At 49.7% G+C, this 12,239-nt stretch carries 13 protein-coding genes; 9 read left to right on the forward strand and 4 right to left on the reverse strand.

Features of this window, described 5'->3' with window-relative positions; all coding sequences use genetic code 11:
- Positions 1–62 precede the first annotated feature (62 nt).
- Positions 63–1,934: a DUF4954 family protein gene (locus tag B5F83_RS08750; protein ID WP_087279781.1), complete on the forward strand. Its 1,872-nt coding sequence runs from the start codon at positions 63–65 to the stop codon at positions 1,932–1,934.
- On the opposite strand, the gene murA is transcribed toward B5F83_RS08750, so the two are convergent.
- Both murA and murB read right to left on the reverse strand, forming a co-directional pair.
- Positions 1,905–3,212, reverse strand: a complete 1,308-nt coding sequence (gene murA, locus B5F83_RS08755; RefSeq protein WP_087279777.1) for a UDP-N-acetylglucosamine 1-carboxyvinyltransferase — start codon at positions 3,210–3,212, stop codon at positions 1,905–1,907. The two genes, B5F83_RS08750 and murA, sit on opposite strands and share 30 nt — an antisense overlap.
- 14 nt (positions 3,213–3,226) lie before the next feature.
- Positions 3,227–4,261 carry a UDP-N-acetylmuramate dehydrogenase gene (gene murB / locus B5F83_RS08760; protein ID WP_087279774.1) on the reverse strand — a complete coding sequence of 345 codons (1,035 nt, stop codon included), beginning with the start codon at positions 4,259–4,261 and terminating at the stop codon, positions 3,227–3,229.
- 107 nt (positions 4,262–4,368) lie between these two features.
- On the opposite strand from murB, the gene B5F83_RS08765 reads away from it, so the two are divergent.
- The 8 genes from B5F83_RS08765 to rpsC all read left to right on the forward strand — a co-directional run bounded on the left by B5F83_RS08765 (position 4,369) and on the right by rpsC (position 10,513).
- Positions 4,369–6,489 (forward strand): prolyl oligopeptidase family serine peptidase, encoded by a 2,121-nt coding sequence (locus B5F83_RS08765; RefSeq protein WP_239383851.1) that lies wholly within the window; start codon positions 4,369–4,371, stop codon positions 6,487–6,489.
- Positions 6,490–6,608: 119 nt separating this feature from the next.
- Entirely contained in the window at positions 6,609–7,232 is a 624-nt protein-coding gene (gene rplC / locus B5F83_RS08770; RefSeq protein WP_087279771.1) for a 50S ribosomal protein L3, read from the forward strand.
- A gap of 3 nt (positions 7,233–7,235) precedes the next feature.
- Complete coding sequence (rplD, locus tag B5F83_RS08775) at positions 7,236–7,865, forward strand: 50S ribosomal protein L4 (RefSeq protein ID WP_087279769.1); 630 nt, start codon at positions 7,236–7,238, stop codon at positions 7,863–7,865.
- A 12-nt stretch (positions 7,866–7,877) separates the two neighbouring features.
- On the forward strand, positions 7,878–8,168 hold the full coding sequence (gene rplW / locus B5F83_RS08780) for a 50S ribosomal protein L23 (protein WP_087279766.1): 291 nt from the start codon (positions 7,878–7,880) through the stop codon (positions 8,166–8,168).
- 5 nt (positions 8,169–8,173) lie between these two features.
- A complete protein-coding gene (gene rplB, locus B5F83_RS08785; protein ID WP_087279763.1) occupies positions 8,174–8,998 on the forward strand; it encodes a 50S ribosomal protein L2 in 825 nt (274 codons plus the stop codon).
- Between the two features lie 21 nt (positions 8,999–9,019).
- A complete protein-coding gene (gene rpsS / locus B5F83_RS08790) occupies positions 9,020–9,289 on the forward strand; it encodes a 30S ribosomal protein S19 (RefSeq protein ID WP_087279760.1) in 270 nt (89 codons plus the stop codon).
- Positions 9,290–9,309: 20 nt separating this feature from the next.
- Positions 9,310–9,723, forward strand: coding sequence for a 50S ribosomal protein L22 (gene rplV / locus B5F83_RS08795; protein ID WP_087279758.1), 414 nt, complete (start codon positions 9,310–9,312; stop codon positions 9,721–9,723).
- A 4-nt stretch (positions 9,724–9,727) separates the two neighbouring features.
- A complete protein-coding gene (gene rpsC, locus B5F83_RS08800) occupies positions 9,728–10,513 on the forward strand; it encodes a 30S ribosomal protein S3 (RefSeq protein WP_087279754.1) in 786 nt (261 codons plus the stop codon).
- Between the two features lie 95 nt (positions 10,514–10,608).
- On the opposite strand, the gene B5F83_RS08805 is transcribed toward rpsC, so the two are convergent.
- A complete protein-coding gene (locus B5F83_RS08805; protein WP_087279750.1) occupies positions 10,609–11,289 on the reverse strand; it encodes an MIP family channel protein in 681 nt (226 codons plus the stop codon).
- 43 nt (positions 11,290–11,332) lie between these two features.
- The gene (locus tag B5F83_RS08810; protein WP_087279746.1) at positions 11,333–12,214 is read right to left on the reverse strand and encodes a LytTR family DNA-binding domain-containing protein; all 882 of its coding nucleotides are present in this window, start codon (positions 12,212–12,214) and stop codon (positions 11,333–11,335) included.
- Positions 12,215–12,239 lie beyond the last annotated feature (25 nt).

Consider the following 12,239-nt stretch of genomic DNA (forward strand, 5'->3'; position numbering starts at 1 on the left):
ATTTTGCAACAAACAAATATAGTCGTTTTTCTTGAATAATCATGAAATTAATTTAGGATAGCATGTCGTACAGGAAACTTTCGGAAGAGGAGAAGGCTTCCCTTCAGCAGGGAGGGAACTTTTGCACGGATTGGGACGGACTTTACGTAAAGGAAGGCTTCGATCCGGCCTATGTCAGAAACTGCCGTTTCTCGGGAACGGTCTATCTGGGCAATTTCAAGTCGCAGCATGAGCTCCCGGGAGGCTTTACCGTCCATTCCGGCATATACAATGCGGCGCTGAACGATGTTACGGTAGGGGACGATGTGCTGATTTACAACGTGAGCGGCTATATTTCGCGCTACGACATAGGGGACAGGGTAATAATCTTCGATTGCGGCAATATCTATACCCGCGAAGGAAGCGTGTTCGGCTGCGGTACCGAGGTGTCCGTGCTGGATGAGACGGGAGGGAAGACCGTGAGGATTTTTCCGGGAATGTCTTCTTCCTATGCGTGGCTGGCCGTTTTCGAGAGGAACGCTGCATTCCAGAATGCCCTCGATTCGATGGTTTCTTCCATTACTGCTTCGGTAAAATCGGACAGGGGAAGGATAGGGGACGATACCCTGCTGGCTTCCGCCATGACCGTCGACAGTGTGGATATCGCCGACAACGTAACCGTGGACGGTGCCGCCAAATTGAGGAACGGCATGATTGAGAGCGGATGTACGATAGGGTACGGAGTCATAATGGAGCATTTCATCCTTTCTAAGCTGAGCAAGGTGAAAGGCGGTTCCAAGGTTATGTCGTCGTTTGTAGGCGAGGCGGCAATCATAGATTCGCATTATTGCGCCAAGGACTCGCTGATTTTCAGCAACTGCCATTTCGAGAACGGAGAGATTTGCGCTGCCTTCGCCGGCCCGCATACGGTCGCCCATCACAAGTCGATACTGCTCATTGGCGGCATGTATTCGTTTTTCAATGCGGGCAGCGGCGCCAACCACAGCAACCATCTCTACCAGCTCGGCCCGCGGCATTACGGAATATTGGAACGGGGTTGCAAGATGGCTTCGGATTCCTACCTGATGCTTCCGGCCCATGTCGGTGAATATTCGTTGATTATCGGGCGCCATCACAGGCACAGGGACTCTTCCCGCTTCCCGTTTTCCTACCTTCTTGAAAGGAGGGGCTGCACTTATTGTATGCCCGGGGCCGTACTTTCCGGAGTAGGCCTGTTCAGGGACGTTTCCAAATGGCCGAAGAGGGACCGCAGGCCCGGAAGGAAGGGCTACGACAAGGTCGTTTATGATTTGTACCTCCCTTCGTTGTGCGATGCCATGATTAATGCGAAGGCGGTTCTTGAAAGGGCCCTTGCGGATATGCCGCAGGTGGACGGCATACGCATAGACGTCATGGACAAGGGCGATTTCGTGATAGACGGCCTCTATATGACCTATGATGCCGTCGTAAATGGTATAAAATATTATTCGACAGCGATTGCCATAGCCCTGGGCGATGCATTCCTGTATTCGCGCAGCCATGATGCGGTTTCGAGGGAATCCATATCCGGTGAGTCGCGCGACTATGACAAATGGCTGGACCTGTCAGGCCTGCCTGTTCCAGAAGATGCGGTAAGGAATATTGTGGAAGAGGTCGTGTCGGGAAAACTTTCCGATGTCTCCGCTATCGACAGGGAGCTGACACGTTTGTATGAAAATTATCCTGCATATAAAAATGCATGGTTCAAACGGAGGATGTTCTATATGAACCTTTCGCCGGAGGAGATAATCGAAAACCGCAACAGGGCGGTAGACGAAATGAACAGGATGATCAAAGGTTCCGCCACACGCGACTATCTCCTTTCGCACATGCTCGACAAGGATGATGTGTCGAAAGGGAATGCCGAAGAATATGAAGGCTATCTTTTATCCTATTCTGATGATGTTCGCCCCTAAGGAGTTGAGCCGTTTGTCTATGTCCTGGTAGCCCCTGTCAATCTGCTCGATGTTGCCTATGGTGCTTGTGCCCTCGGCCCCCATCGCGGCTATGAGCAGGGCTATTCCCGCACGTATGTCCGGCGAGGACATCTTTCTTGCCCTGAGGCGTATCCTGTGGTCATGGCCTATGATTACGGCCCTGTGCGGGTCGCAGAGGATAATCTGGGCGCCCATGTCGATGAGGTTGTCCACGAAGTAGAGCCTGCTCTCGAACATTTTCTGATGTATCAGCACGCTTCCCTGTGCCTGGGTGGCCACCACCAGCATGACACTGAGCAAATCCGGCGTGAGTCCCGGCCACGGGGCGTCCGAAATGGTCATTATGGAGCCGTCGAGGAATGTCTCTATACGGTAGCTGTCATGTTTCGGGATATATATGTCGTCTCCCCTCTGCTCTATGGTTATCCCGAGCCTTCTGAAACTGTCGGGGATGATGCCGAGATTCATGTATGACACGTTCTCGATTGTAACCCCGTCTCCGTTCATTGCTGCCATCCCGATGAAGCTGCCCACCTCTATCATGTCCGGAAGCATTGTGTGCTCGGTCCCGTGCAGGGCTTCGACACCCGTTATCTTCAACAGGTTGGAGCCTATGCCCTCTATTTTCGCTCCCATGCCGACAAGCATTTTGCAGAGTTGCTGGACATAAGGCTCGCACGCGGCGTTGTAAATCGTCGTAGTCCCCTTTGCAAGGACGGCGGCCATGACTATATTGGCCGTGCCCGTGACAGAGGCCTCGTCCAGAAGCATGTAACATCCTTTCAGGCCTCCTGTCTCGAAACAGAAAGTCCCAGTATTTTCATCGTATCTGTAGTCCGCTCCGAGGCTGCACATGCCTGAAAAATGGGTGTCGAGTCTCCGTCTGCCTATCTTGTCCCCTCCCGGTTTTGCGAAATATGCCTTTCCGAAGCGGGCGAGCAGGGGGCCGACTATCATGACGGAGCCTCTCAGGGCCGAACATTTTTTTGCAAATTCCTTGCTCTCGATGTATGAAAAATCTATATTCCCGGCTTCGAAACTGTAGCTTTCCTTTCCCAGTCTCGTTACCTTGACTCCCATTCCGCAAAGGAGCGAGATGAGGTTGTTGATGTCGAGGATGTCCGGGATATTGTTGATTATGACTTCTTCGCTTGTCAGCAGCGTTGCGCAGATTACCTGCAATGCCTCGTTTTTCGCTCCCTGGGGCTTTATCGTCCCGTGCAGCCTGTTGCCGCCTTCTATTACGAATGATGCCATGTCTCTTTCGGTTTTTATATGTATTTCACTTCCGGTTTGAGATCGACTCCGAACCTTGATGCCACGGAAACCTGGATTTCACGGGCGAGTTCTATTATGTCCGAGGCCTTTGCGTTTCCGGTATTCACGATTACAAGAGGCTGTTTTTCATAACATTTCGCCCCTTTGTGCACGGCTCCTTTCCATCCGCATTTGTCGATAAGCCATGCGGCGGAGAGTTTTATGCGGCCGTCAGGCTGAGGATAATTCGGCGCATCCGGAAATTCCTTCGCGATATTTTCATAAACGCTTCTTTCCACATACGGGTTTTTGAAAAAGCTGCCGGCGCTTCCGATTTTTTCCGGGTCCGGAAGTTTCGAACTCCTGATTTCTATGATTGCCTCCCTTATGTCCATTTGGGTCACATACCTTATGTCCACCTGTTCCGGCTTGCGGTGATGGTATCCGGCGATTACCCTGCGAAGTTCCCCGTACTCGATGTTTGGATTGGGATTGTACGACAGGTTGAATGTCGCCGTTACTACGGCCCAGTCGCTGTACTGGCTGGTGAACACGCTCCTGCGGTATCCGAATTTGCATTCGTTGTTGTTGAAGATTTTCCTTTCGCCGGTAGTGAGCGAATAGGCTTCTACGCTGTAGACCACGTCTTTAAGTTCTACCCCGTAGGCCCCGATGTTCTGGACGACGGCTCCTCCGACCTCGCCCGGGATTATCGACAGGTTTTCTATCCCCCAGATGCCTTCCCTTGCGCAGAAGTCGCACAGGGCCTCCCATTTTACCCCGGCCCCGACTTTGAGCATCGCCGCACCGTCCACGCGGTCGATACCCATTATCCTCGACCTCAGCACCGTCCCGTGGAAATCCTGCGTGAACAGGATGTTGCTCCCACCGCCTATGTGCAGCAGCGGTCTCGGCAGAAGCCCCTGTTTCGCCATGTTGATGATTTGCAGCAGCTCCGGCCGCGTGTCGTATTCAATGTAGCAATCGGCTACGACATCCATTCCGAAAGTGTTGTTGTCTTTCAGCGGATAGTGATTGCGTATATTCATGGTATATAAGGTTAATAAGGTTATTGTAATTAACTGTAAGTGCGAATATAGTAAAAAATTCTTACTTTTGTGCCCTGTTTGCCGTAAAACCTTAATAAAATATAATTATGTATAAAAATAAGATTGCATTTCTGATGGCTTGCGTTCTTCTCGCTTCATGCGGCCCGCGTGCGCCCAAGACCTATCCGGCGGCCGGGCGTACCGATGTATGTGACGTTTTTTACGGGGATACTGTCGAAGACCCGTACAGATGGATGGAAAACGATACTTCGGCCGAAGTGGCTTCATGGGTAAGGGAGGAGAATGCCCTGACCCGTTCATATCTCGATGCCATACCTTTCAGGGCGGCTTTGAAGGAAAGGCTTACAGACCTTTACAATTACGAAAAGGCCGGGGCTCCGATGAAGCGTAACGGCAAATATTATTTTTTCCGCAACGACGGTTTGCAGAACCAGAGCGTGCTTTACCGGGCGGACAGCCTTTCGGACAGGAAAGGTACCGTCCTGCTCGACCCGAATACATTTTCGGACGAGGGTACCGTCGCCCTTACCGGGATATATTTTTCCAAGGACGGAAAATACATGGCCTACACCATTTCGCGCAACGGTTCCGACTGGTCGGAGATTTTCGTAATGGATCCCGCTACGGGAGAGATGCTTCCCGACCATATCGAATGGTGCAAGTTCTCCGGGGCCGAGTGGTACGGTGACGGTTTCTTTTACAGCGCCTACGGCATCCCTGAAGAAGGGAAGGAGTTTACGGCAATCAATGAGGGCCACAAGGTCTATTACCACAAGTTAGGAACCCCTCAGTCCGAGGACAAGGTCTTTTATGAAAACAAGGATTATCCTAAACGCTTCTACACCGTCACCGTCTCGGATGACGAAAGGATGCTCTTCCTCTATTCCGACGGCATGGGTTCCGGCAACCTGCTCAGCGTGATGGATTTGAATCATAAGGAAAGAGGTTTCGTCCCGATGGTGGACGATTACAGCAACTGGTATTATCTCATTGCTACGGACGGCGGGAAAATTTATCTGTATACCAATTACGGTGCCCCTCGCTATCGTGTAATGGAGGCCTCGCTTTCGGCCCCTTCCGTGAAAAACTGGAAGGAAGTAGTGCCGGAGCAGGAGTGGGTGCTTTCGTCAGCTTCGATCCTGGATGGCAAGCTGTTCCTCGTGTATGACAAGGATGTGGCCAATCATGTTTACGTTGCGGGACTCGACGGAAAGGGGATGAAGGAAATCACATTGCCGGGAGCCGGGTCGGTATCCCTCTCGGGTTCGAAGGACAGCGATGAAATCTTCTATACCTTTACATCGTTTACCGTTCCCGGGGCTATTTACCGCTATGACCCTCAGACGGATTCCTCAAGCCTCTATCATTCTCCCGAAATCGATTTCGACGGTTCCTTGTATGAAACGAAACAGGTGTTCTTCACATCGAAGGACGGCACTCCGGTACCTATGTATCTCGTGTACAGGAAAGGACTGGAGCTCGACGGGAACAATCCTGTGATAATGACCGGATACGGCGGCTTCGGAATTTCCCTTTACCCGTCGTTCTCCACGAATTACATTCCTTTCATGGAAAACGGTGGAGTTTACGTCCAGGTGAATATGCGCGGCGGCAATGAATACGGGCAGGCATGGCACGAGGCGGGGACGAAACTCAACAAACAGAATGTTTTCGATGATTTCATCTCGGCTGCCGAATATCTGATTGCGAACGGGTATACGCAGAAGCGGATGATAGGCATCATGGGCGGTTCCAACGGAGGCCTGCTGATAGGCGCGTGCGTGAACCAGGCTCCGGAACTTTTCGGGGCGGCGGTTCCGCGTGTCGGTGTCATGGACATGCTGAGATACCATCTTTTCACAATTGGCTGGAACTGGGCTCCAGACTACGGTACGGTGAACGACAGCGAGGAAATGTTCCGGTATCTCAGGGGTTATTCGCCTCTTCACAACATAAGCAATGACGGGACCGAGTACCCGGCAATCCTCGTGACTACCGCGGACCATGACGACCGTGTCGTGCCGGCGCATTCGTTCAAATATGCGGCCCAGCTGCAATGGTCGGATACCGGCGGGGCGCCTAAGCTCATAAGGATAGACTCGAATGCCGGACACGGCGGAGGAAAACCGGTTTCCAAGACGATAGACGAGATGGCGGACATTTATTCGTTCATGATGTATAACATCGGCATGTCTCCGAAATTCTGAGAAATTTTTATAAAAATTATTATAATTTCTTGTAAATTAAAATATTAGTCGTAACTTTGCAACCCGCATAAAATGCGGAGTGTATTTATATTATTGATTAACAAATAATTAACAAACCAATGCCTGGATTAATTGGAAAGAAAATCGGAATGACTTCCGTTTTCGGTGCCGATGGAAAAAATATTCCATGCACCGTTATTGAGGCTGGTCCGTGCGTTGTTACGCAGTTGCGCACAATGGAAACAGACGGTTATACCGCAGTGCAGCTTGCCTATGACGAAAAGAAAGAAAAGCACACCACCAAGGCACTTAAAGGTCACTTTGACAAGGCAGGCGTTTCTCCTAAGAAGAAACTTGTCGAGTTCAAGGCGGACTTTGCACAGGATCTCAAACTCGGCGACCAGCTTACGGTTGCGGACATTTTCACCGAAGGAATGTTCGTCGATGTTGTGGGAACCTCCAAGGGCAAAGGCTTCCAGGGCGTAGTAAAACGTCATGGATTCCAAGGAGTAGGCGGCCGTACACACGGTCAGCACAACAGGCTCCGTCACCCTGGTTCACTCGGCGCATCTTCATGGCCTTCAAGGGTATTCAAAGGTATGCGCATGGCAGGTCACACCGGAAACGAGCGTGTGAAGATTCTTAACCTGCAAGTAATCAAAGTTATCCCGGAGAACAATCTCATTGTCGTAAAAGGCTCGGTTCCCGGTGCAAGAAATTCTTATGTAATCGTGGAGGACTAATCGATGGAATTGTCAGTTTACAAAATCGACGGAACAGAGTCGGGAAAGAAAGTGGTTCTCGATGAGAGGATATTCGGCATCGAACCTAATGACCATGCCATTTACCTTGATGTGAAACAGTTCCTCGGAAACCAGAGGCAGGGTACCCACAAGGTGAAGAACCGTCATGAGAATGCCCACAGCACGAAGAAGATTATCCGCCAGAAAGGCTCGGGCGGCGCACGCCACGGCAGCTTGAAGTCGAATATCTTCGTAGGCGGCGGCCGTGTTTTCGGACCGGTTCCGCGCAGCTATCGCACCAAACTTAACAAGAAGCTGAAACAGCTTGCAAGATTCTCGGCTTTGACATACAAGGCGAGGGAGAATGCCATAACGATGCTGGAGCCTTTCGAAATGGAAGCTCCTAAGACCAAGGAATTCCTCCGTATCCTCGAAAATATCAAAGCCAATGGAAGGAAGGTGCTCATGGTACTTCCTGAAAACTCTAAGAATATTTATTTGTCATCACGAAACCTTCAGGAAATAAAGGTTATTTCTGTGGATGAGATCAATACTTACACGATAATGAACGCTTATTCTCTTGTGCTTATTGACGGTGTCCAGGATATCCTTTCATCACGTGTAAGGTGCTAAAATTCGCAGACAATGGAAATCATAATAAGGCCAATTGTAACAGAGAAGATGACGGTTCTGGGCGAAAAGTTGAACCGTTACGGTTTTATCGTCGATCGCAAGGCGAATAAAATAGAGATCAAGAATGCCGTGGAAAAACTGTATGGGGTTACCGTAAAGGATGTCAACACCATCAATTATCATGGCAAGAAGAAGTCCCGCTATACCAAGGACGGGCTTATACGGGGCCGTGCCAATCACTACAAGAAAGCTTACGTGACTTTGGCAGGTGAAGATAAAATAGATTTCTACAGTAACATTTAAGAGCGATGGCAGTAAGAAAATTCAAACCGGTTACTCCCGGTCAGAGAAATAAAGTAATCAGTGCATTCGACGATATCACATGCACTACTCCTTACAAACCGCTGTTGAGGCCTCTCCGCAAGACCGGAGGTAGGAACAACCAGGGTAAGATGACAATGCGTTACATCGGCGGCGGTCACAAAAGGATGTACCGTGTAATCGATTTCGCCCGTAAAAAGGACGACTGCACGGCTACCGTAAGGACTATAGAGTACGACCCGAACCGCAGCGCACGTATCGCGCTTGTAGAATATGAAGACGGTGTAAAGACTTACATCGTAGCTCCTAACGGACTTAAGGTTGGACAGGTAATTGCTTCCGGCCCCGGCGTTGCTCCGGAAATGGGAAACACCCTGCCTCTTTCTGAAATTCCGCTCGGTACACTAATCCACAATATCGAATTGCATCCGGGCAGGGGTGCCGCAATGGCCCGTTCTGCCGGAACTTTCGCCCAGCTGGCCGCACGTGAAGGCAAGTATGCAGTGCTTCGTCTTCCTTCAGGTGAAACGAGGATGGTCCTCGTGACATGCCGTGCGACAGTCGGAGTAGTGTCTAATCCTGACCACAATCTGGAGTCCCACGGAAAAGCCGGCCGCAAGAGATGGCTGGGCCGCAGGCCTCGTAACCGTGGTGTTGTAATGAACCCTGTCGATCACCCTATGGGTGGTGGTGAAGGACGTGCTTCCGGAGGACATCCTCGTTCACGCAAGGGTATTCCAGCCAAAGGTTATAAGACTCGCAATCCTAAGAAGACTTCAAATAGGTTTATTATTGAAAGAAGGAAAAAATAACGGAATAAAAGTATAGAGATTATGAGTCGTTCATTAAGAAAAGGTCCATATATTCAGGAAGCCCTTGAAAAAAGAATTCTTGCCATGAATGATGGGAGCAAGAAGAAAGAGGTTATCAAGACTTGGTCGAGAGCAAGTATGATTTCTCCTGATTTTGTGGGACATACCATAGCAGTTCATAACGGAAATAAATTTATTCCGGTATATGTTACTGAGAACATGGTTGGCCACAAACTCGGTGAATTTGCCCCAACACGCACATTCAAAGGCCATTCGGGCAATCGTAAATAATCTAAAATGCAACTAAAATTATGGGAGCTCGTAAAAGATTAATGGCCGAAAGGCTTAAAGAAATAAAAAAGAAAACAGCCATAGCAAAGCTGAATGATGTTCCTACCTCGCCCCGCAAAATGCGCCTTGTCGCAGATTTGATCAGGGGAGTCGAGGTTAACCGTGCCCTTGACATACTCAAGTTTTCCAAGAAGGAAGCTTCTAACAGGTTGGAAAAACTCATCCGCAGTGCGATTGCAAACTGGGAAGCCAAGAATGAAGAGAACCGCAAGGAACTTGACAACGGTAATGTTTATGTCAAGACAATCATGGTGGACGAAGGCCGTACTCTGAAAAGAATCCGTACGGCGCCTCAGGGACGTGCGGCACGTATCCGCAAACGTTCCAACCATGTGACCGTGATACTTGATGTTAAAAAACCTGTGGAGGAATAAGATTATGGGACAGAAAACAAACCCTATAAGCAATAGGATCGGTATAATCCGTGGATGGGATTCCAATTGGATTGGAAAGAGCAGCATCAAGAACGATACTGCAATGAAAATCGAGGAAGACTATAAAATCCGCAGGTACCTCAATGAACGTCTTGCGAAGGCAAGTGTTTCCAAGATAGTCATTGAAAGGACATTGAAGCTGATTACGGTGAGCATTCACACGGCACGTCCGGGTGCCATCATAGGCAAGTCCGGTTCGGATGTCGAAATCCTCAAGAATGAACTTAAGGTCATCACAAACAAGGATGTGCAGATATACATCCTCGAAGTGAAGAAACCCGATACCGATGCAAGAATCGTAGCGGAGAACATTGCCCGCCAGGTGGAAGGCCGTGTTTCTTACAGAAGGGCCATCAAGATGGCTATCGCTTCTACGATGAAAGCCGGTGCCGAAGGTATCAAGGTTCAGATCAGCGGACGTCTCGGCGGAGCCGAAATGGCAAGGACAGAAATGTTGAAGGAAGGCCGTACTCCTCTTCATACTTTCCGTGCAGATATAGACTATGCTTTGGCAGAGGCTCACACGAAAGTGGGTGTCCTTGGAATCAAGGTGTGGATTTGCAACGGCGAGGTTTATGGAAAGAGGGATCTTTCACCGAATGTAGGCGTAGTTGCAGCCCAGCCTAACAACGGACGTCAGCGCCGTGACGGTGACCGCCGTCGTGGAGGCCGTGGCGACCGTCGTCGCGGAGGCCGCGGTGACAGGCAGGAACGCCGTCGTGAAGAATAGGAATAAAGTTGATTCATAAATAAGAGAGAGGGTGGCAAATCGATTAAGCCACCCTCTCTTTTTTAATTATCGTCCGTTGCCGTTATTGTCATTCTCTATTCGTTTTTTGCTTTTCCTCCTATCAGTTTCCATACGCCGGCCGAAAGCAGTGCGCCGATAAACGGAGCCACGATGAATATCCAGAGCTCGGACAATGCTTTCCCGCCTTCGAAAATGGCAGGCCCTATGCTCCTTGCAGGGTTCACGGATGTTCCGGTAATAGGGATGCATACGATGTGTATGAGTATGAGTGACAATCCTATTGCCAGTCCTGCAAAGTTCCCGGCCCCTTTCTTGCTGTCAGTCGTTCCCAAAACGACCAGGACGAATACGAAGGTGAAGAATACTTCGGCCAGGAAACCTCCCAGAACGCCTACACCAGGATTGCATGCGTTGGCTCCCGTCCTGGTTGCATATTCGAAATCTATGACCGAAGTCAGGAGATAAAGTAATGCGGATGCTATTATGGCTCCGATGACCTGGAAGAGCATGTACATCAGCCCCTCTTTGACTTTCATCCTGCCGGAGGCCATGCAGCCCAAAGTGATTGCAGGATTGATATGGCAGCCGGAAACGCCTCCGATAGTATAGGCCATAGCGACTACCGACAGACCGAATGCGGCTGCGACCATCAGGACTTGTGCCGGGGTTCCGCAACCTCCGTTGAAAATGGCACTTCCGCATCCCATCAATACAAGGACGAAGGTGCCGAACATTTCTGCTAAATACTTTCTCATGATGCTGTTATTTAGAAATAATGTCCCAATATAATAAAATATGTCATTCGCTCTTCAAAAACGATCTGAAAGACTCAAAATATTTTTTCGAAACGGGAATCGGGTCGGTGCCGTTTTCGTCGAGAATTATTGAATAATTGTTCATGTCCTTCCGCATTTCCTTGATTTTATTCGGATTCACGACATACGACCTGTGGCAGCGGATCAGCCGGCCGCTGCCCGAGAATTTTTCTTCGATAGTCTTTATCTTGCATCTTACCAGATGGCTGCGGAGCTTGCCCTGGGTCGTATAATGTACCTTGATATAATTGTCTTCGGATTCGATATAAAGCAGATTGCTTATGTTGACGGAAATCTTCAGGTTGCCGTTGTAGTCCGTTATGTCGATGAGGTCCTTGTTTTTCCGTACCGGTTGCGCCGTTGCGGCGGCTTCTTCGGCTTTTATCCTTGCTATGTTCCTGTCCCTCGCCGCTGCCATTGCCGCTGTGGCGGCGTATGGTATCCCGATGGCGATGCCCGTTACAAGGAAGGCTTTCGGGTATGTCCTCAAAAAACATGAAATCCAGTGAGGAAAATATGTCCCGGTCCAGGAGTCCTGGCAGGCGATGAAAGCCGCGATGCCTGTGTACATGGCGGCAATCAGGAATATTTCCAGAAAAATCCATACGGCGAACAGTGCCGTGGACAGCGGTTTTTTCCTGTGCCTGTAGAAAAGCGCCGTATTGCTTATTATCAGCAGCAACTCTGAAGCCGAGATGAATCCGGCCGTAAACAGGAAACGGGACTCGTCGTGCAAGTCGAACCATGTCGTCTGCGAGAAGAACGCGTATACGGCTATGAATATGACAGCGAATACGGTTGTCAATATAATGTTGAGGACAAGGTTGCCTGAATCGGCGATATAGTCAGGTATTGTGTTTCTCATGGCGCAAAAATACCGTTTATTGGCA

The sequence above is a fragment of the Muribaculum sp. An289 genome, from assembly GCF_002159555.1.
GTDB lineage: Bacteria > Bacteroidota > Bacteroidia > Bacteroidales > UBA932 > Merdivivens > Merdivivens faecigallinarum.

Excerpts from the sequence above, each read along its gene's own strand:
- rplC (WP_087279771.1), top strand. The coding sequence starts at position 6,609 with ATGCCTGGATTAATTGGAAAGAAAATCGGAATGACTTCCGTTTTCGGT.
- B5F83_RS08810 (WP_087279746.1), bottom strand. The coding sequence starts at position 12,214 with ATGAGAAACACAATACCTGACTATATCGCCGATTCAGGCAACCTTGTC.
- B5F83_RS08750 (WP_087279781.1), top strand. The coding sequence starts at position 63 with ATGTCGTACAGGAAACTTTCGGAAGAGGAGAAGGCTTCCCTTCAGCAG.
- B5F83_RS08805 (WP_087279750.1), bottom strand. The coding sequence starts at position 11,289 with ATGAGAAAGTATTTAGCAGAAATGTTCGGCACCTTCGTCCTTGTATTG.
- rpsC (WP_087279754.1), top strand. The coding sequence starts at position 9,728 with ATGGGACAGAAAACAAACCCTATAAGCAATAGGATCGGTATAATCCGT.
- murA (WP_087279777.1), bottom strand. The coding sequence starts at position 3,212 with ATGGCATCATTCGTAATAGAAGGCGGCAACAGGCTGCACGGGACGATA.
- rplW (WP_087279766.1), top strand. The coding sequence starts at position 7,878 with ATGGAAATCATAATAAGGCCAATTGTAACAGAGAAGATGACGGTTCTG.
- rpsS (WP_087279760.1), top strand. The coding sequence starts at position 9,020 with ATGAGTCGTTCATTAAGAAAAGGTCCATATATTCAGGAAGCCCTTGAA.
- rplB (WP_087279763.1), top strand. The coding sequence starts at position 8,174 with ATGGCAGTAAGAAAATTCAAACCGGTTACTCCCGGTCAGAGAAATAAA.
- murB (WP_087279774.1), bottom strand. The coding sequence starts at position 4,261 with ATGAATATACGCAATCACTATCCGCTGAAAGACAACAACACTTTCGGA.
- rplD (WP_087279769.1), top strand. The coding sequence starts at position 7,236 with ATGGAATTGTCAGTTTACAAAATCGACGGAACAGAGTCGGGAAAGAAA.
- B5F83_RS08765 (WP_239383851.1), top strand. The coding sequence starts at position 4,369 with ATGTATAAAAATAAGATTGCATTTCTGATGGCTTGCGTTCTTCTCGCT.
- rplV (WP_087279758.1), top strand. The coding sequence starts at position 9,310 with ATGGGAGCTCGTAAAAGATTAATGGCCGAAAGGCTTAAAGAAATAAAA.